The sequence below is a fragment of the Flavobacterium glucosi genome, assembly GCF_048286535.1.
GTDB lineage: Bacteria > Bacteroidota > Bacteroidia > Flavobacteriales > Flavobacteriaceae > Flavobacterium.
The window spans coordinates 58,240-78,953 of the sequence record NZ_JBLVPK010000009.1 but is presented as its reverse complement, the minus strand read 5'-3'; the positions used below and the strand labels follow the sequence as shown (position 1 = coordinate 78,953).

Here is a 20,714-nt window from a genome sequence, read left to right as displayed (position 1 = left end):
CTCTTCCCATCCCGAACAGAGTAGTTAAGCCCGCCTGCGCAGATGGTACTGCAGTTATGTGGGAGAGTATGTCGTCGCCTTTCTTTGAAAAGCCTATCTGAAAAGATAGGCTTTTTTGTTTTATAGCCCCAGCGGCCTATTCAGCTAACTCCTTTCTCTCATCTGAACTCGTTCAGATTATTTTAAATCCTAATCATGTATGTGATGAGGATTTTCGTATGCTATCCGAAACTAATACCAAACAAGATTTTTAACACATATTCAAAAGATTGCACAGATTAGAGAAAAGTGAGTGAGATTTATTAAGGAAATCTGTCAAAATCTTTTAAATATGTGGCATAAAAAACAACAGTAGTACGCAAAGTGGACAGTCATATTTTATTAAATCCTCATCATTGTTTTGATGAGGATTTTTTGTGGTTGATATAGGTCTGTTTCTTAACTGTTTCAATTGGAAATCAAGTTTATAACCATTTAATTTCTTTATTTTTGAATGGTTAAATTTTTATTAAAATTTGATTTGCTCATTGAAAATAAAAGAATACTTTTATTAAATAAAATATTATACTGTTGTGTATTAACTAAAAGAATCAGTTTATGAAGAAAAAATTACTTTTATTTTTACTATTTCATTTGTTATTTGGATTTACATTAAGTTCAAAAAACTTAGAGGATTTTGTAAACTTACACAATGTGAATTTTGAAATATCTTCAAAATTAGTTTTTGCTGATACAATAAAAAAAAATAAAAAACTATCAAGAGTTTTAAAAACTAAAGCTATTCTAGCACCACCTTCAACAACTGCGGGTAGTTCTTGTGGTGATGGTGTTACTTTAATGCAGGTTAATGTTTATGCGTTTGGTGCGAATGGTTCTGAAACTATTGAATGGTTTACTTCTCAAACGTCTGTTACTCCTATATACACTGGAACTGTTTATAGTGCAAGCATTAGTTCAACTAGAACATATTATGTACGCAGTCGATCAGGTAGTGATATTAGTACACGCGTGCCGGTGGTAGCATCAATTTATGTAGCGCCATCAGCAGTTACTTTGACAGCTTCTCCTACAAATAATTCAACAAGCCCTTTATGTTTAGGAACACCAGTTACGTTCACCGCTTCAGGTGGAGCTGATTTATTCGAATTTTCTGTTGATGGTGTTATAATGCAGGGCATGTCAACAAATAGAATGTTTACAACTAATGCTTTAACTGATGGTCAAGTAGTTAAGGTAAGGACTAGATATGCAGTTACTATGGATGGATCTATTACTGAGAAATCATGGGGAACGGGAGCTTTAGAGGATAATTTTCTTTCCGCTCCATTATCTGCTAATGCTTCAACAGGATATGTAAATTCTTTGAAAATTAGTGCTATGGAAGATAAAGTAGTTTTAGGGATTTCAGGTAAAGTTCTAAATAATAGAAGTATTTTATTGTTTCTTGATACTAAAAATGGAGGATTCAATATTTCAAATTATGGTGATGAAGCAGATTCTGATCCATTAGTTAGAGCCTTTAATATTTTTAATACTAATCCTAGTACTTTCGATTCTTATTTTCAGGCTGATTATTGTTTAGTTATTTCTACAGATGCAGCTGAAACGAATTATTATGCTAATGTTATTGAATTAAGAACCGGCGCTTCTGTTAAAACTTATTTGGGAAGTGCAACTACAGGTTTTCCTTCAGCAGTAATGGGTGTTAATAAAAATAATAGTGGGATTAATGATTATAATCTTGGTTTTGAAGTAGAAGTTTCAAAATCTCTTATTGGTTATACAACTGGAGATATTAAATTCTTTGCATTGACAATGTATGACAAAGAAGATGGTAGTCAGTCGGTTACTAATTCATTTTTAAGTCCGGAAAGAAGTAGTAATTTAGATTACGGGATTGCTGCCATAGATTATAATCTGAAAGATCCAAATCCTGTAGTTGTTGCTTCAGCGGCACTAACACCTTGTTATTCGGAGGCAAATATCACAATGAATTTTCTTTCAATCCCTACGACGGCCAGCATAACACAACCAACATGTGCTTTGCAATCCGGAACTATTGTAATTGCAACACAACCTGGGGTTGAGTATAGTATAAATGGTGCTGTTTATCAAGATCTTAATGCTTTTTCAGGATTAGTACCAGGGAATTATAGTTTGTATGTTAGAAATAAATTAGATAATACTTGTGTGCTTTCATCAGCAACTCCTGCAGTTATTAATGCAATTCCAACTCCTCCAGTGGTTCCAACAACGGCAAACGTTATTCAACCTACGTGCGGTACACCATCTGGAAGTTTAGTTATAACAACGCAATCTGGAGTAGCGTATAGTTTGGATGGTTCTACCTATCAATCTTCAAATACTTTTACGGGATTAGTTCCAGGAGGTTATACCTTATATGTTAGAAATATAGCCGATAATACCTGTGCCGCTTCATCTGGATCAGTATCAACAATTAATGCAGTTCCAAACCCTCCAGTAGTTCCTACGTCGGCAAGCGTTACTCAGCCAACCTGTACTACACCATCGGGAAGTATTTTCATAACAGCACAATCTGGGGTAGCGTATAGTTTAGATGGTATAGCCTACCAAGCTTCAAATGCTTTCAGCGGATTAGCTCCGGGTAATTACACTTTGTATGTTAGAAATACAGCGGACAATACTTGTGTAACTTCTTCTGGCTCAGCAACAACAATTAATGCAATTCCAACTCCTCCAGTAGTTCCAACATCTGCAAGTGTTACTCAACCAACGTGTGGTTCGCCATCAGGAAGTATTAGCATAACAACACAAACGGGAGTAGAATATAGTTTGAATGGTACAACGTATCAAGCTTCAAATGCTTTTAGCGGATTAGCTCCGGGTAATTACACTTTGTATGTTAGAAATACAGCTGATACTACTTGTGTAACTCCATCTGGGTCAGCAATAACAATTAGAGCGGTTCCTATTCCTCCGGTAGTTCCAACAATAGCGAGTGTTGTTCAGCCTACTTGTGGGTTACCAACAGGAAGCATAACCATAACTACACAATCTGGGGTAGCGTATAGTTTGGATGGTGTAACATATCAAACTTCGAATGTTTTCTCAGGATTAGCTCCAAGTACTGCTTATACTCTTTATGTTAGAAATACAGCGGACAATACTTGTGTAACTTCATCTGGGTCTCCAATAACGATTAATGCAATTGCAAACCCTCCAGTAGTTCCAACATCGGAAAGGGTAACTCAGCCAACATGTGTTACACCATCAGGAAGTATTACCATAACAGCACAATCTGGGGTAGCGTATAGTTTAGATGGTATAACCTACCAAGCTTCAAATACTTTCACAGGATTAGCTCCGGGTAATTATACTTTGTATGTTAGAAATACTGCTGATAACACTTGTACAGCTTCATCGTCTTCAGCAACAACAATTAATGCAATTCCAACACCTCCAGTAGTTCCAACTACTGCAAGTGTTACTCAACCTACGTGCGGTACACCATCAGGAAGTATTACTATTACTACACAAACAAGCGTAGCGTATAGTTTGAATGGAACAAATTATCAGGCTTCAAATACTTTCACTGGATTGGCTCCGGGGATTTACACTTTGTATGTTAGCAATACAGCTGACAATTCTTGTGTGACTCCATCTGGATCTCCAATAACGATTAATGCAATTCCAACTCCTCCGGTAGTTCCAACAACAGCAAGTGTTGTTCAGCCTACGTGTGGATTACCATCAGGAAGCATTACTATAACAACACAAACTGGAGTAGAGTACAGCTTGAATGGTACAACGTATCAGGCTTCAAATACGTTCACAGGATTAGTTTCTGGGACATATACATTATATGTTAGAAATACAGCCGATAACACTTGTGTAACTTCATCTGGGTCTGCAACAACAATTAATACAATTCCAACTCCACCAGTAGTTCCAACAACTGCGAGTGTTACTCAACCTACTTGTGGAATGCCATTAGGAAGCATTACTATAACTGCACAGACAGGAGTAGAGTATAGTTTGAATGGTACAACGTATCAAGCTTCAAATCTCATCACAGGATTGGCTCCAGGAACTACTTATACTTTGTATGTAAGAAGTCTTTCGGATACTACTTGTGTTACTTCTTCGGTATCAACAACAACAATTAATCCTATACAAGCAGTGTTAGTGCCAACAGCTGTTAGTGTGGTGCAGCCAACATGTGCTGTGCCATCAGGAACTATTGTAATAACAACACAACCTGGAGTAGCGTATAGTTTAAACGGTATAACGTATCAGGCTTCAAATACATTTGTAGGATTGGCTCCGGGTAATTATACCTTGTATGTAAGAAATACAACTGATATTAGCTGTTTAAATACATCAACAGCTGCGGTAACTATTAATGCTATTCCAATTCCTCCCGTAGTTCCAATAATGTCTAGCGTTGTTCAACCAACATGTTCTGTTACATCTGGGACTATTGTAATAGCTACTCAATCCGGAGTACAATATAGTTTGAATGGTACAATTTATCAAGCTTCAAATACGTTCACCGGATTAGCTCCAAATAATTATGTATTATATGTGAGAAATATTGCTGACAATACATGTTCAGTACAAAGTCTGGCAAGTGTAACTGTTAATCCACTTCCTTTATTGCCGTCAACTCCCACTTTGGTTCAAGTTACACACCCAACATGTTTAGTACCATCAGGAAGCATTACAATCAGCACGCAAGCAAACGTTCAGTACAGTATCGGTAATGGTTATCAAAATAGTAATGTCTTTAGTAATTTGGCTCCTGGAAAATATACAATGAGCGTACGATTTACAAATAGTATTGCGTGTATAACTCTAGGTTCTGAAATAACTATAAATGCTATCCCGCCACAAATTCAATTTGAAACAATAGGTGATTGCGAAAATAAAGAATATATATTAACAGCAAATCCACTATCAAGTTCGTATGATCCAAACAACGTGTCTTATCAATGGAAGGACAATACTGGAGCTCCTGTTGGAACAAATTCAAATGTGTTAAACGTAAGTGATGTCATAGCATCAACTCCAAGCGGACAAATGGTGTTTCCTGTAACATATACGCTTACTGTAACTTCTACGAATACGGGTTGTGAAACATCAAGTAATGTAGTTATAGAGTCTGTTTATTGTAATATCCAAAAAGGGATTTCTCCTGATGGGAACGGTTCAAATGACTTCTTTGATTTAAGATTGATGGATGTCAAAAAACTGGAAATATTTAATAGATATGGTATTAAGGTTTACAATCAGGCGAATTATACAGACCAATGGAATGGTCAGTCAAATAAAGGAGAGGATCTTCCAAGTGCTACCTATTATTATGTGATAGAATTCAATAGTGGAGAACCAAAAACAGGTTGGATTTATTTAATCAGAGAAAAACAGTAATTAATACATTTTATTAGTCTGTAATTTTTTTAAATAGACCAATAAAACGAAAAATAAATAGATATGAACAAAAAAATATTGATGTCTCTTTTAATTCTTATTGCCTACATGGATGTAAAAGCGCAGCAAAATCCACATTACACCCAGTATATGTATAATATGAATGTTGTTAATCCAGCTTATGCAGGTTCTAATGAAAGTGTTTCTTTTGGTCTTTTATATAGAAAGCAATGGGTAAATATTGAAGACTCGCCGGCTTCATTTACTTTTGCAGGTCATACTCCTGCAGGCAAAAATGTTGGTGTTGGTCTATCATTTATATCAGATAAGATTGGGCCGGTAACAGAACAAAATGTCTTTGGAGATTTCTCTTATACTTTGAAATTAGGAGACACACAAAGATTGGCATTTGGTTTAAAAGCTGGGGTTTCTTTTCACGAAGTAGGACTAAGGGATATTCAATCCAGTTTGCCAGACCCTAATGAAGGTGTTTTCGGAGAAGATATCAACGATACCTCATTTAATTTAGGATCAGGATTGTTTTATTACACAGACAAATATTACGTGTCTTTTTCGATTCCAAATATGATTAAATCAGCGCATTTAGATTATAATGGGCGTGAATATGGTTCAGATGTGTCTCACTATTTTTTAACCGCAGGGTATGTTTTTGATCTTAATTATGAATTGAAATTCAAGCCTTCGTTAATGTTAAAATCGGCGTTTAATGTATCTCCGTCTTTAGATGTTTCGGCCAATTTTTTATATCAAGAGAAATTTGAGATTGGAGCAACTTATAGATTGGAAGACAGTTTTGGAGGGATGATTAATTTTGCCATAACACCTGAATTAAGAATTGGGTATGCTTACGATCATATTATTTCAGATTTGAAAGTAACTTCTCCATCATCACATGAATTCATATTGTTATATGATTTATTTGAATCGAAAAAAGTTTCACGTTCTCCTAGATTCTTCTAAAATTTAATTTTTTTAATTAATGAAAAAAAATACACTATTACTGTTTTTTGTGCTGGCAGGTTTCTCACTTTGCGCACAAAACAAAGAGACTAAAAAGGCAGATAAATTATTTGAAAGCTACGATTATGTTGAAGCTGCTAAAGGATATCTAGCTTTAGTTGAAAAAGGAATTACAGATGCTTATGTGACTAAACAACTTGGTGATAGTTATTATTATATGCACAATACCGTAGAAGCCGAAAAATGGTATGCCAAAACAATACAAACAAAACAAGATCCAGAAACGTATTATAGATACGCTCAAATGTTGAAGTCTAACGGTAAATACGCGGAGTCTAATGCTCAAATGAAAATATTTTCATCTTTAGTGCCAGACGATCAGAGAGCTAAACAATTCAATAAAAATCCAAATTATCTTCAAGAACTATTGAATAAAGAAAAACTTTTTGTTGTAGATGAAATTTTAATTAATTCTCAAAGATCTGATTTTGGAGCAAATCTTTATGGAGATATACTTTATTTTGCAAGTGCCAGAAATGAAAACAATAAAATATACGGTTGGAATAACGAACCTTTTTTAGATATTTATCAGTCTACTTATAATGCTGATGGAAGCTATACAGAGCCAATTCCTGTTAATGAATTAAATAGTAGGTTTCATGAAGGCCCGGTTACAATGACCAAAGAGGGTAATGCTGTTTACTTTTCAAGCGAAAGCTTCAAAGATAAATTATTCGAAAAAGATAAAACACATAAGCTGAAATTTGGTCAAGTGAATCTTTACAAAGCAGTTAAAAAAAATGGAAAGTGGGGCGCCATTACACCACTTCCATTTAATAGTAAAAGTTATTCTATGGGGAATCCATCGATAGCTGCAGACGGGAAGGTTCTTTATTTTGCTTCTAATATGCCTGGTTCTGTCGGAGGAACTGATATTTGGAAAGTAACGGTGAATAATGATGGAACATTTGGTACGCCAGAAAATTTAGGAAATAAAATTAACACAGTTGGTGACGAGAATTTTCCTTTTGTAACCGATGATGCTATTTTATATTTTTCTTCAAATGGCTTAACGGGTTTTGGAAGTTTTGATGTTTTTTCTGTAGATTTAAATAAAGATGTGGAAGCGTATAATCTTGGAAAACCTGTAAATACGGAGAAAAACGACTTTGCTTTTACATTTAATAAAGAAAAAAATATCGGGTATTTATCCAGTAATCGTAGCGGTGTAGACCATATTTATAGTACTATTCCAGTATGTAAAGGGCAGATTCTTAGTGTGGTAAAAAATGCCAAAACTGGAAAATTGTTGCCTAATTCAAAAGTTGTTATTTTAGATGCAACTAACACTGTTTTAGACACTCAAATGTCTGATAGGAATGGAGAAGTTCTTTATGACGTAGAATGTCAGAAGACCTATACGATAAAAGTTTTTAAAGATGGTTATGTTTCAAAATCTTTCCCAATAGCTAAAATTAGTGAAGGAAAAGTTACGGTTGATGCAGTAATTGATCCAGTTGAATTGATCGTGACAGAAACAGAAATTATTTTGAATCCTATTTATTTCGAATACAACAAAAGCAGCATAACTAAGAAAGGAGCCGCAGAGCTTGATAAATTGGTTTATGTAATGTCTCAAAATGATACATTGAATATTTATGTAAAGTCACATACCGATTCCAGAGGTACTGATGCATTTAACTTAGATCTTTCGGAGAGAAGAGCAAATGCTACTGTGGCATACATTGTTTCGAAAGGAATTAGTATTGATAAAATAACCGGAAAAGGTTTCGGGGAATCAGAATTTAAAGTGAATTGTCAGGAAAATTGCACCGAGGAAGAACATGCTTTAAACAGACGTTCTGAGTTTATGATTGTAAAGTAATCTACTTAGATTGTAAATATTAAAAAACAGGATGCCATTAAGCATCCTGTTTTTTTGTTTATTATAAAATTCTTTTAATTAACCGTGGATTGTTTCTTGTTTACCATAATTCGTGATAATCGAAGTTTCAAATTCTATCCATTCCTTCCAACGTTTGTCTACATCTATATTGTCAGCATATTTACGTGCAAAACCCAAAAAAGTAGTGTAATGTCCCGCTTCAGAAATCATGAGATCTCTGTAAAAAGTAGCCAGTTCCACATCTTTTATATTTTCTGATAAAACTTTAAACCGCTCACAACTTCTGGCTTCAATCATAGCTGAAAACAACAATCGATCACAAAGAGCGTCTTTTCGGCTACCATCTTTTTTCATAAATTTAAAAAGTTCATTTACATAATGATCTTTCCTTTCTCTGCCTAAAGTCAGTCCTTTACTTTTGATTAAATTATGAACCAATTGCAAATGATCTAATTCTTCTTTTGCAATAATCAGCATTTCGGTTACTAATTCTTCTAATTCAGAGTTGTAAGTGATTAAACTTATCGCATTGGAAGCTGCCTTTTGTTCACACCAAGCATGATCAGTCAAGATTTCTTCTATATTCGATTCGACTATATTTACCCAACGAGGGTCTGTGGCTAATTTTAATCCTAACATGGTACTGAAATTTATTTAGAACAAAATTAGTGTTTTATAATCTATTTTTTTGTCCAAATGACGGTATTGAAGTCAAAATAGCATTATTTTGCAATGGAAATTTTATAATACTATGAATCAAGTTCAAAAGCTTTTAATTATTGGTTTTGTTTGGCCGGAACCCAATTCGTCCGCTGCAGGAGGAAGGATGATGCAGCTGATTTCACTTTTTAAAGCCCAAGGTTATAGCATTACGTTTGCCAGTCCTGCACAAAACAGTGATTTCATGGTTGATTTACAAGAATACGGAGTTGATAAAAAATCAATAGCCCTTAATAATTCTAGTTTTGATGTTTATATAAAAGAACTGAATCCAGCCGTAGTTTTGTTTGATCGGTTTATGATGGAAGAACAATTTGGTTGGCGGGTTGCTGAAAATTGTCCGGATGCGTTACGAATATTAGATACTGAGGATTTACATTCTTTGCGATTAGCCCGCCAGAAAGCATTTAAAGAAAACCGTTCCTTTAATACAGCTGATTTATTTGTAGAAGAAGTTGCAAAACGAGAAATTGCAAGTATTTTACGTTGTGATTTGTCTTTGATGATTTCCGAATTTGAGATGGAACTCTTGGAATCTGCATTTAAAATAGACAAAGCCTTATTGCATTATTTGCCTTTTTTATTGGAACCAATTGGCGATTCTGCAATAAAAGAACTGCCTTCTTTCGAAAATCGAAAAGACTTTGTTTTTATTGGGAATTTTCTTCATGAGCCCAATTGGAATGCGGTTCAGTATTTAAAGGAAATAATTTGGCCTTTACTTAAAAAACAAGTTCCAGAAGCTGTTTTGAATGTTTATGGTGCATATCCCTCGCAAAAAGTAATACAATTGCATAATAGCAAAGATGGTTTTTTAATCATGGGACGAGCTAGTAACGCTCAAGAAGTAGTTAAGGAAGCGCGAATTGTTTTGGCTCCTTTGCGTTTTGGTGCAGGTATTAAAGGAAAATTATTGGAAGCAATGCAATGTGGAACGCCAAGTATTACAACTTCTATCGGGTCTGAATCCATGCACGGGGATTTGCCATGGAACGGTTTTGTTGCGGATGATGTAGCTGATTTTGTGGATAGCGCAATACAATTGTATCAAGATAAAACAATTTGGGGTACAGCCCAACAAAATGGATTTGAAATTATCAGTCAACGCTATTCTAAAGGTTCATTCGAAACGGACTTTAGTATTAAAATAGAATTTTTATGCACAAATCTGCAACAACATCGGTTGAGTAATTTTATGGGAGCCATGTTACAGCATCATACTTTAAAAAGTACTAAATATATGTCGCGCTGGATTGAGGAGAAGAATAAATAAAAAATCCCGTCAAGTTGTAGAAACAAGACGGGATTTGTATTTTAAGAACCGAGTTATTACGCAAGCATCGTAACTGGATTTTCTATAAATTGTTTCAATGTTTGTAAAAATTGAGCTCCAGTAGCACCATCAATTGTTCTGTGGTCGCAAGCTAAAGATAACATCATTGTGTTTCCTACGACAATCTGACCATTTTTCACAACCGGTTTTTCTACAATAGCTCCTACGGATAGGATAGCAGAATTGGGTTGGTTAATGATAGAATTGAATTCTGTAATACCAAACATTCCAAGATTAGAAACGGTAAAAGTACTTCCTTCCATTTCTGTAGGTAATAATTTTTTGTTTTTAGCTCTTCCTGCAAGATCTCTAACGTTTCCGCCAATTTGAGATAAATTCATAGCATCTGTAAAACGTAATACAGGAACTACTAATCCGTCTTCAACAGCTACAGCAACTCCAATATTCACATGGTGGTTGATAAGAATTGAATCTTCTCTCCATTGAGAATTTATTTTTGGGTGTTTTTTTAAAGCCATTGCACACGCTTTTATCACCATATCGTTGAACGATACTTTTGTATCAGGAACGCTGTTAATGATAACTCTCGATTTCATCGCTTCGTCCATTGTCACTTCAATTACTAAGTTGTAATGTGGTGCCGTGAATAAAGATTCTGCTAAACGTTTCGCAATGATTTTTCTCATTTGCGAATTCTTGATTTCTTCTGTGAAAACTTCTCCCGCCGGAACAAATGTTTTTGGAGCAGCTACAGTGTCAGTTTTAGCTGGTGCTGAAGTTGTCGACACTGGAACAGCAGCGGTTTGTGGTGTGAAGTTTTCGATATCGCTTTTTACAATACGTCCATTTTCACCAGAACCTTTTACTTGTGTCAATTGGATTCCTTTATCACTAGCAATTTTCTTTGCCAATGGTGATGCTAAAATTCGTTGTCCGTCAGTTGATGGCTCTTGAGCCACTGGCTCTGAAGCTTTTTCTGTTGATGGAACTTCTTTTTCTTCTGCTACTTCAGGAGCAGCTTGTGGCGCTCCGCCAGTTTTGTAATTTTCTGCAATTCCGGAAATATCAGTTCCTGCAGGTCCAATGATTGCCAAAAGGCTATCAACAGGTGCAGTATTGCCTTCTTCGATTCCTACGTATAATAAAGTTCCTTCATTGAAAGATTCGAATTCCATTGTTGCTTTATCGGTTTCGATTTCAGCAAGAATGTCTCCTTCGGCAACTGAATCGCCTACTTTTTTCAACCAAGTCGCTACGGTTCCTTCGGTCATGGTGTCGCTTAAACGCGGCATGGTGATCACTACAACTCCTTTTGGAAGTGAAGTTGCTGCAGGTGCTGCTACTTTTGTAGCTACAGGAGTAGAAGTTGTTTCTTCAGTAACTTTTGTTTCCTCAGTTCCTTTTGATTCTTCTTTAACTGGAGCTGCATCAGCTGGTTTTCCTGCTAATAATGCTGAAATATCCTCGCCTTCAGTTCCTATAATTGCTAATAAAGAGTCAACCGGTGCAGTTTCACCTGCAGGGATTCCTATGTGTAAAAGTGTTCCTTCGTTGAAAGACTCAAATTCCATTGTTGCTTTGTCGGTTTCAATTTCTGCAAGGATGTCACCTTCGCTTATTTTATCACCTACTTTTTTTAGCCAAGTCGCTACCGTTCCTTCCGTCATCGTATCGCTCAAACGAGGCATTGTAATTATTGTTGCCATAATTGATTTATAGTTTATGAGGTAAAAATGGATAGTTTTCTTGTTCGTATACTACATCGTAAAGCTGTTGAATAGGAGGGTATTCAGATTCTTCGGCAAATGTTACACATTCTTCCACTAAATCTTTTACTCTTTGATCAATTGCTTCGATTTCTTCTTCTGTAGCATATTTTTGATCTTTAATTACATCTAAAACTTGAGTAATTGGATCAATTTTTTTGTATTCTTCTACTTCTTCTTTCGAACGGTATAATTGTGCATCTGACATAGAGTGACCTCTATAACGGTATGTTTTCATTTCCAGGAAAGTTGGTCCGTCTCCACGACGCGCTCTGTCTATTGCTTCGGTCATTGCTTCAGCAACTTTTACAGGGTTCATTCCGTCAACTGGTCCACAAGGCATTTCGTATCCTAAACCTAATTTCCAGATATCAGTATGATTGGCTGTTCTTTCTACAGAAGTTCCCATGGCGTAACCATTGTTTTCAACAATAAAAACCACTGGAAGTTTCCACAACATAGCCATGTTAAAAGCTTCATGTAAAGATCCTTGGCGTGCTGCTCCATCACCAAAATAAGTCATGGTAACACCACCTGTTTCAAAATATTTGTCGGCAAAAGCTAATCCTGCACCTACAGGAATTTGTCCTCCTACAATTCCGTGTCCACCATAAAAACGGTGCTCTTTCGAAAAGATGTGCATAGAACCACCCATACCTTTTGAAGTTCCGGTAACTTTTCCTAAAAGTTCTGCCATGACACGTCTAGGATCAACTCCCATACCTATTGGCTGAACGTGATTTCTGTAAGCAGTAATCATTTTGTCTTTTGTCAAGTCCATAGCGTGCAATGCACCAGCTAACACAGCTTCTTGACCATTGTATAAATGTAGAAATCCTCTAACTTTTTGTTGGATGTATAATGCTGCAAGTTTGTCCTCAAACTTTCTCCAAAGCAGCATATCTTCATACCACTTTAAATATACTTCTTTTGTAACTTCTTTCATCTGAATTTTTCTTTTGCTAAAGTGTTATTGTATTATCAATGTGTACCTATAACGCAAAATAGTTTCCTCCCACAAATTTGCGAAATGCAAAAATAAGACATTCCAAGTAAGAACTAAAATTTAATAGGCAATTTTTGGAATTTTTACAGGAATTTTTTATCAAACATAAATGGAAGCAAGTTTTTCAGGGATTCTGATTTGTAAATAGCGCCAATTTCTCCCATGAAATAGATTTCGATAGGGGTTTCTTGTTTGATTTCGTATTCTGCTATAGATTGTCTGCAAGAACCGCAAGGTGGAATCGGAGCTGTAGTTTGATTCGAGTCAGAAGCAGCTGTAATTGCCATTTTTAAAATTTTGGCTTCTGGATATATTGCTCCGGCATAAAAAATAGCGACACGTTCCGCACAAAGTCCCGAAGGATAGGCTGCGTTTTCTTGGTTTGAACCTAATATAATTTTTCCGTTGTCTAAAACAATTGCAACCCCAACTCTAAATTTTGAATAGGGTGCGTAAGCATTTTTTCGGACTTCAACGGCTTGCGTCATTAAATCCTGAATGTCATTTGGTAAATCTTGGATGGAATCGAATACTTTAAATTGAGTGGTAATTGTTATTTCTTTCATACTTTTTTAAGGAAAAAAAATCCAAACTTCATAGTGTTGAAATTTGGATAATATTTGTAGATTTTATTGGGGGTTAATATTCGTCATATTTATCTCCAAAATTGAAGGTAAGCGAAAAACGCAGCGTGTTTTCTAAAGGATTTTTTACTTTTGATGCGGAGAATAAATAAGAAACATCTACTTTGACTACGTTGTACTTGAAACCTGCTCCAAGGGAGAAAAATTGTCGGGCCCCTTTTAAAGGGCTTTCGTGAAAATATCCCAAACGCATCGCAAAGGAATCTTGGTATAAATATTCGGCACCTACTGCATACGTGACTTCTTTTAACTCTTCACCGAATCCATCAGGAGCATCACCAAATGATTTAAAAACACCGGAAGTCCACCCAATAGAGCGGTAATTTTGGTTGTTTTGACTCCTTTCTTCAGGAGTAGCTGTTCCGTCGCCGTTTAAATCTGGATCTTGTGGTGTTGGAACTAATAATTTATTAAATTCAACATTTACGGCAACCTTATTATAGTCGTCTAAAATAAAATCAAAACCAGTTCCTATTTTTAAATTGGCCGGTATGAAGTTGTTGTTAAAATCATCGTTGTCATAACTGATTTTTGGACCTAAATTTTGAATATTAAATCCTGCTCTCCATCTTCCGTTGAATTCGTTGTACGCTATTTCTTCAGATTGATAAAAACCGGCAACATCCACTGCAAAAGTACTTGCGGAAGAAGCATCTGTGTTGTCAGAAGCCACCTTTAAATTCGAATTTATAAAGCGTCCGGCAATTGCCATAGAGAATTTTTCGCTTAGTTTTAACGAATAGGATCCGTCAATAGCAAACTCGTTTGGAGAAACTATTCTAGGCGCTTCGTTTGGATCACCAGTTTCGCGCAATTCAATTTCACCTAAACCAAAGTAGCGCAGGCTTCCTGCAAAGGCACTTCTTTCATTCAATTTTTGATAATAGGTCAATTGTCCTAATGAAATATCATTAACCAGATCAGTAAGGTAAGGTGTGTAACTTATAGAAAATCCTTTTTGGTCAGTTGCAAAAGCATATTTAGCCGGATTCCATTGTTGTGAAAAAGCATCAGCTGATGTTGCAACTCCTACGTCTGCCATACCAGCAGCTCTTGCGTCGGCCGCAACTAATAAAAAGGGAACTCCTGGGTTTATAACTCTATCTTGTGCTTTTGTAAAAGAAATTACAAATAAAAAGATAAAAAGTAATATTGTTTTTTTCATTATTGTAGGAAGTTTTGTTAAACAAATATAGTGTTTTATTAAAGTATAACAAGTTTTTCAAATTTTTCAGTTTTCTTATTTGTTAAACTTGATTTGACGGTTAGTTTGTAAACATAAACGCCTTTTCCTATTTTATCTCCAAAATCATCTTTGCCATCCCAAGTAATTTCTTTTGATAAAAATCCTTCAGTTGTGATAATTTGATTTTTTGTCCAAACCACTTTTCCTGTTATTGTCATTACTTGAACCTGGACGTCCAATGGTTCAAATGGTCTGTTGTGTGTAAACCAAAACTCAGTATAATTAACGAACGGATTTGGATAATTCAACACATGTGTCAATGTTATCGTTTCATCACCTACAACAATAAACTGAATCTCAGCGGTTATTGGGTTGTTGTATACATCCCACGCTTTGAATGTTATAGTGTGTAATCCGGGAGCTAAATTGCGCAACGGAAATCGGAGAGTTCCACTTTTAAAATCGTCTAATGTTGTTTGGTAATAATCATTCAGTATAAAGGGATTGCTTACATCTCCATCTAGAATAGCAACAATATCATGACCTATTCCGCTAGCCGTATTTATTCCGTTTTCATCTTCTAGCAGTGCAACAAAAAATGGGGATTCATTTGTTGTTCCGCCCGAAACAAAAGTCTCGTCATTCATATATAACTTAACTCTTGGACTAATATTGTCTGCGGTTGCATTTTCATTTATTCCGCCTATTTTTATTGTTGAATCGTACCCGGTTTCGTTCTGTAATAATTGATTTTTTTTGGAATAAAAACTAATTCTACCGTTGGCCAATGGGACTCTAATATCTCGGGGAACAACAAAACTAAATTCGAATTGGCCATTAGTGACCGATGCGTTTCCTCTGAATATTGTTTCGCCTAAAACATTGAAATTAATAGGCGGACTGTTGCCGTCATTATTATAGGTTATTCTTGAAACTGTTTTGTCAAAAATAGTTGTGGCAACTTCTCCGTTATAATTCGTCAACAAGTTGTTGTTTTCATCTGTAACTTCTCCCGTCAGTTTCATTTTTGCCAATGATTTGAAGTCGTCAATGGTTTGGGTAACCGGAATGTCATTTACTTTAGTTAATCTAATTTTTGGCTTTGGAATAGCAAGCATCAATGCTGGATCGCCAATATAAAAAACTACATTGGTCGCTGAATTTGGATTGCTGTTTTTTGAAATTCGCAGTGCCTCCGCAATTGAAGTATATTGGTTCGAATTGTACGACAATAAATTTTTTGTCAGAGCGTCGTTGAAATTTTCTGCGCTGAATTGTCCAATGGAACGAATGGTTGTAATCATTGCGATTGCTCCGCCTTTAGGATTCCAATAGGTGTATTCTCCAGCGGTTGGTCTTAAAGGATTGTCAAAACGGGAAAATTCACAAGTGATAGTTATAAATAAAGGGTACTTGTATTGATTGCTCAAATTCTGTCCATCTGATTTTTCCCAAATGCGTTCACTTGATAAACCATCTTCGCCACCATGTCCTAAATAATTAAACACCAAAGCCCCTTTTTCGAAAGCATTGAAGAGGTCAGTTCGGGCTTTTGGGTATCTGGAGCCTCCTGCGGATGCTTCTTGGACATAAGAATCTAAAAGAATTTTAGTCACATTTAGAAATGGTTTTTCGGAAGCAATTGTATTTGCAAGGCTGTTTTGCCTGTTTTGTAAACTGGCATCGGATGCAATATCTGAATCATCAGAAACCAATGCGAAGTTATTTCTCCAGCTTCCGTAGGACTTTAGATCGTGATATTCGATTACTTTATTGATCATTTCATCGGCCTGTTTGGCGTCATTAACTAACATTCTTCCCACTGCAATATCAATTCCTCCAAAATACGTTACAACATTTCCTTCACCAGCATCCATTAATCCGAAAAAATCATCTGAGGCAAAAGAGGATTCACCGGTTGTACTGCTGTTTAAGGCGTGATAAATAGGCACAACATTAGTATTGTTTAAGATTCTATTTTTAAAATCATAAGAAGCATCGCCAAAAAGATTGACAAATCTCACTCTTTTCTCCGGTGCAGAAGCATTTTCGTAGATGTATTTAATGCAATTTCGGATTGCGGCAACATCCTGTTTTCCAGAAGAAAATTCTTGATAGATCAATTCTAAAGGAATCACTTTTACATTTAAATTAGATTGAGCGCGATGAAAAGCAGCTAATTTTTCGGCTTGTGTTGCTAAAAAAGCGGGTGTGATAATCACGTAATCGATATCTTGAAATTGACCTTGCCCGTTTTTAAATAATGTGCCTTTTAGATTTTGATTCGTAATTTTTGATTTGGTACCTTTTAAAGGAGTATAGTAATCGGAAGCATCTAACGCAATATATTTTCTGAGCTCTCCTAGATTTGCTTTGAAATTTAATGTACTTTGATTGGAGTTCTCTATTTTGGTTACATTATAAAGATCTGTAATATCCCAAATTTGAGGAATATCCGATGTGTTTGAAATGCTGTAATTTACGATACCAAGAGTTGAACTGGATGAATCATATTGAAAATGAAACTGTTTTCCGTAGCCTTGCAGTTTTCGCTTGGCGATAAGCCTGATATTGTCTAGAAAACCTTTGGAACCCGGAACGCCGTTGTTGTTGTATTTCAGCTTTATTTTTATGTTTTCGGTGCCATTGAAACTGGTGTTGTTTGGTAAAGAGCCTAAATAAAACTCCGTTTCGGAATTGTTGTTTAAAGCAGGAAAAGAAATAGTTCCAGCTGCGGTTCCATTTGCAGTCACATTAAAAGTAGTTGGAGCAAAAGCAGCTGAAGCCCCATTTACCATCAGTTTTACAGGCGTTGAGGCATCAAAATTAGGAAAATTAAAATCGAATTCCTGTTCGTCTTTTACTTCGAATGATTCACCAAACCATTGACGGCCCAATCGCGCTATATTAATAAGGTCTACTTCGTGGTATTGATGATCGTCAAAAGAAGTTACTGTTACAGTGCTACTTCCGGAAGGTTGTGGCATAGGAATAATTCTTTTCCCATCAGAACCTTGAACGGTAATGTAATAATAGGATTTAGTGTCGTACAAATTAGTAAAGGTCAGGCTTTCGGGATTCCAAGTGTCAACTCCTTCTGCATAAAAAAGAATATAATCGTCATTATTGAAAATTCCGTCAGCTTCGCCATTAATTTGAATTCCGTTTTCGGAGAGGTCATTTGGATAGAACAAACTGTTTGATAGCGGAAGCATTCGCCCGCCATTGCCATAGATTTTTATTTTTCGAGGGTCTAGTGTGTTTGCGTCTAATCCGAGTTGTTGTAAAAAAGTTCTAGTGATTTTGTATACACCGGATTTTTCAACATAAAATTGATACCAGTTGCCTGTAGCTAAAACAGAATTGGAGATGCTATTTGTACTGGTGCTTTTACTGGATTGTGATATTCTGGCAGTATTGGCATCTACTTCATAGGAAAAAGACTTGATTCGTTTGAATCCAAAGTCGTCCTTGATTATGGGGGATAGATTAATAAAAGCGTCTTTGAGGTCTCTTGAAATGGTTACTTTCAAGGATGCATTTACTGTTTTTGGAATATTTTCGGAAGCCAAATCGCCGAGTTGTGAAGTTGTTATTGTTTCGTAAGTTACATTTGTGATTGTGACTTTTCCTTCATTAAAAGAGACGGGTTCTTTTATTTTTAAAGTATAAAGCAATGCTTTTTGGGAAGCATCATAATGGAAATTTTCTCCTGCAAATTGAGGGACAATAACTTTGAAATCACCATAGGACATTTCTTTTTTGTCGGTCCATTCAATGACTGCATCACCTTTAATTTGAGCAAAAGAAACAAAAGGAATTAAGCTTAAATAAGCCAAAAGTATTTTTCTCATCGTTTTTTAACGTGATTAATAGTGCGTTATTATTTATCAGTAAAAATAAACCATTTCGTGTGATTTAAATAATAAATATTATAAATTTGCGTTTTGATATATGAATTATTGATAAAATACATCTTCGAAAATTATCCAAAAGGTTGATGTTGATTAATCCTTAATTATTATATTGCGGCACTTAAATTATTACCTACTAAAGAGTATGAAAGCAAACAAAATTATGGGCTTACGATTGTTGATGTCAATCATAATAGTAATTGGTTTTTCCAGTTGCAGTAAAAAGTCCAGCTCCAAAAATACTTCTAGAGCAACCGGTTGGAATATGGACAGCAAAAAAGCAGGTTCAAATAAAAAACAACAAGCAGGACCAGGTTTGGTTTTTGTTGAAGGCGGTACATTTACTATGGGTAAAGTAGAAGATGATGTTATGCATGATTGGAATAATACCCCAACACAACAACACGTTCAGTCTTTTTATATGGATGAGACAGAGGTTACGAACTCCATGTATTTAGATTACTTAGATTGGGTAAAAAGTGTTTATCCACCCACTGAAGAAAATTATAAAAATATATACGAAGGGGCTTCTCCTGATACCTTAGTTTGGAGAAATAGATTGGGTTACAATGAAACGATGACTAATAATTATTTAAGACACCCTTCTTATGCAGAATATCCTGTTGTTGGCGTAAATTGGATTCAAGCAGTTGAGTTCAGTAACTGGAGAACACAACGTGTAAATGAAGCACTTTTAGAAAAAAACGGATATCTTAAAAAGAATGCAAAAACATTAGATGTAACTGCGGAAAGTAATTTTGACACAGAAACCTATTTGAATTCACCTACTTTAACCTACGGAGGAAATGAAGAAATCGTATTAAAAGGAAAAAACGGAGCTCGAAAAAGTCCTAAAACCGGGAAAGACGGTCAAGTTATTGAGCCTAAAAATGTTTATGCACAACGCTCTTCTGGAATACTTCTTCCTGAATACAGACTGCCAACTGAAGCAGAATGGGAGTATGCTGCTGCTGCTGATGTAGGACAAAGAGAATACAACATTTATAAAGGTCAAAAAAAATACCCTTGGTCTGGAGGTTACACCCGTTCAGGGAAAAGACAAAGTAAAGGAGATCAATTAGCCAATTTTAAACAAGGTAATGGAGATTATGGTGGAATCGCAGGTTGGTCAGACGACGGTGCAGATATTACCAATGAAGTTAAAAAATACCCTGCAAATGATTTTGGTTTGTATGATATGGCTGGAAATGTTGCCGAATGGGTGCAGGATGTTTACAGACCTATAATCGACAATGAAGCAAATGATTTTAACTATTTTAGAGGGAATCAATATACTAAAAATAAAATTGGTGCAGACGGTAAAGTAGAAATTGTTACTGCAGCCAATATGAAATTTGATACCTTAAGCAATGGTAGAATAGTTGCCAGAAGATTCCCGGGTCAAATCGCTCAAGTTCCAGTTGATGAAAAAGAAACATATTTGAGACAGAATTTTGACAAAAGTGATAATACTAATTACAGAGATGGTGATAAACAATCTACAAGATATTATAACTTTGGATCTTCAGAAGCTGACACTGAAAAACAAAAAGACGAAAAAATCATGTACAACTCTCCTAAACACAATGTTACAACAGATAGTTTAGGTAAAATGGTGAGAAAATATGATAAGTCAAGCAAGAGAACAACTTTAATAAATGATGAGGTTAGAGTTTATAAAGGTGGTTCTTGGAGAGATAGAGCCTATTGGTTGGATCCAGCACAAAGAAGGTATTTTCCACAGGATATGGCTACAGATTACATTGGTTTTAGATGTGCAATGTCTAGAGTAGGTCCAAAAGCAGACAAGAAAAAATCAGCTAGAAATTAATTTTTTTATATAATAAAAATAAAAGCCCTTTGATTAGGGCTTTTATTTTTTTAA

11 protein-coding genes and 1 rRNA gene are annotated in these 20,714 nt (G+C 35.5%); 6 read left to right on the top strand and 6 right to left on the bottom strand.

All coding sequences use genetic code 11. The features are described from left to right. The 4 genes from rrf to ACNQGD_RS14190 all read left to right on the top strand — a co-directional run. A 5S ribosomal RNA gene (gene rrf / locus ACNQGD_RS14205) occupies positions 1-83 on the top strand; the annotation flags it as partial. A 514-nt stretch (positions 84-597) separates the two neighbouring features. Further along, a complete protein-coding gene (locus ACNQGD_RS14200; protein WP_417999736.1) occupies positions 598-5,412 on the top strand; it encodes a T9SS type B sorting domain-containing protein in 4,815 nt (1,604 codons plus the stop codon). A 63-nt stretch (positions 5,413-5,475) separates the two neighbouring features. After that, complete coding sequence (locus ACNQGD_RS14195) at positions 5,476-6,393, top strand: PorP/SprF family type IX secretion system membrane protein (RefSeq protein WP_417999735.1); 918 nt, start codon at positions 5,476-5,478, stop codon at positions 6,391-6,393. A gap of 19 nt (positions 6,394-6,412) precedes the next feature. Next, the gene (locus tag ACNQGD_RS14190) at positions 6,413-8,278 is read left to right on the top strand and encodes an OmpA family protein (protein ID WP_417999734.1); all 1,866 of its coding nucleotides are present in this window, start codon (positions 6,413-6,415) and stop codon (positions 8,276-8,278) included. A gap of 78 nt (positions 8,279-8,356) precedes the next feature. Here ACNQGD_RS14190 and ACNQGD_RS14185 read toward each other — a convergent pair whose 3' ends face one another. Then, on the bottom strand, positions 8,357-8,938 hold the full coding sequence (locus ACNQGD_RS14185) for a MiaE family protein (protein WP_131996069.1): 582 nt from the start codon (positions 8,936-8,938) through the stop codon (positions 8,357-8,359). Between the two features lie 112 nt (positions 8,939-9,050). On the opposite strand from ACNQGD_RS14185, the gene ACNQGD_RS14180 reads away from it, so the two are divergent. Continuing rightward, positions 9,051-10,292 (top strand): glycosyltransferase, encoded by a 1,242-nt coding sequence (locus ACNQGD_RS14180; RefSeq protein WP_417999733.1) that lies wholly within the window; start codon positions 9,051-9,053, stop codon positions 10,290-10,292. A gap of 56 nt (positions 10,293-10,348) precedes the next feature. Here the strand turns inward: ACNQGD_RS14180 and ACNQGD_RS14175 are convergent, their stop codons facing one another. The 5 genes from ACNQGD_RS14175 to porU form a co-directional block, all read right to left on the bottom strand. Further along, complete coding sequence (locus tag ACNQGD_RS14175; protein WP_417999732.1) at positions 10,349-12,019, bottom strand: pyruvate dehydrogenase complex dihydrolipoamide acetyltransferase; 1,671 nt, start codon at positions 12,017-12,019, stop codon at positions 10,349-10,351. A gap of 7 nt (positions 12,020-12,026) precedes the next feature. Then, entirely contained in the window at positions 12,027-13,025 is a 999-nt protein-coding gene (gene pdhA, locus ACNQGD_RS14170) for a pyruvate dehydrogenase (acetyl-transferring) E1 component subunit alpha (RefSeq protein ID WP_113637949.1), read from the bottom strand. Positions 13,026-13,168: 143 nt separating this feature from the next. After that, complete coding sequence (gene cdd / locus ACNQGD_RS14165) at positions 13,169-13,651, bottom strand: cytidine deaminase (RefSeq protein WP_417994406.1); 483 nt, start codon at positions 13,649-13,651, stop codon at positions 13,169-13,171. 73 nt (positions 13,652-13,724) lie between these two features. Next, positions 13,725-14,894, bottom strand: coding sequence for a type IX secretion system outer membrane channel protein PorV (porV, locus tag ACNQGD_RS14160; protein WP_417999731.1), 1,170 nt, complete (start codon positions 14,892-14,894; stop codon positions 13,725-13,727). A gap of 38 nt (positions 14,895-14,932) precedes the next feature. After that, positions 14,933-18,769: a type IX secretion system sortase PorU gene (gene porU / locus ACNQGD_RS14155; RefSeq protein WP_417999730.1), complete on the bottom strand. Its 3,837-nt coding sequence runs from the start codon at positions 18,767-18,769 to the stop codon at positions 14,933-14,935. Positions 18,770-18,974: 205 nt separating this feature from the next. On the opposite strand from porU, the gene gldJ reads away from it, so the two are divergent. Then, positions 18,975-20,660: a gliding motility lipoprotein GldJ gene (gldJ, locus tag ACNQGD_RS14150; protein ID WP_417999729.1), complete on the top strand. Its 1,686-nt coding sequence runs from the start codon at positions 18,975-18,977 to the stop codon at positions 20,658-20,660. The last annotated feature ends 54 nt before the right edge of the window (positions 20,661-20,714 follow it).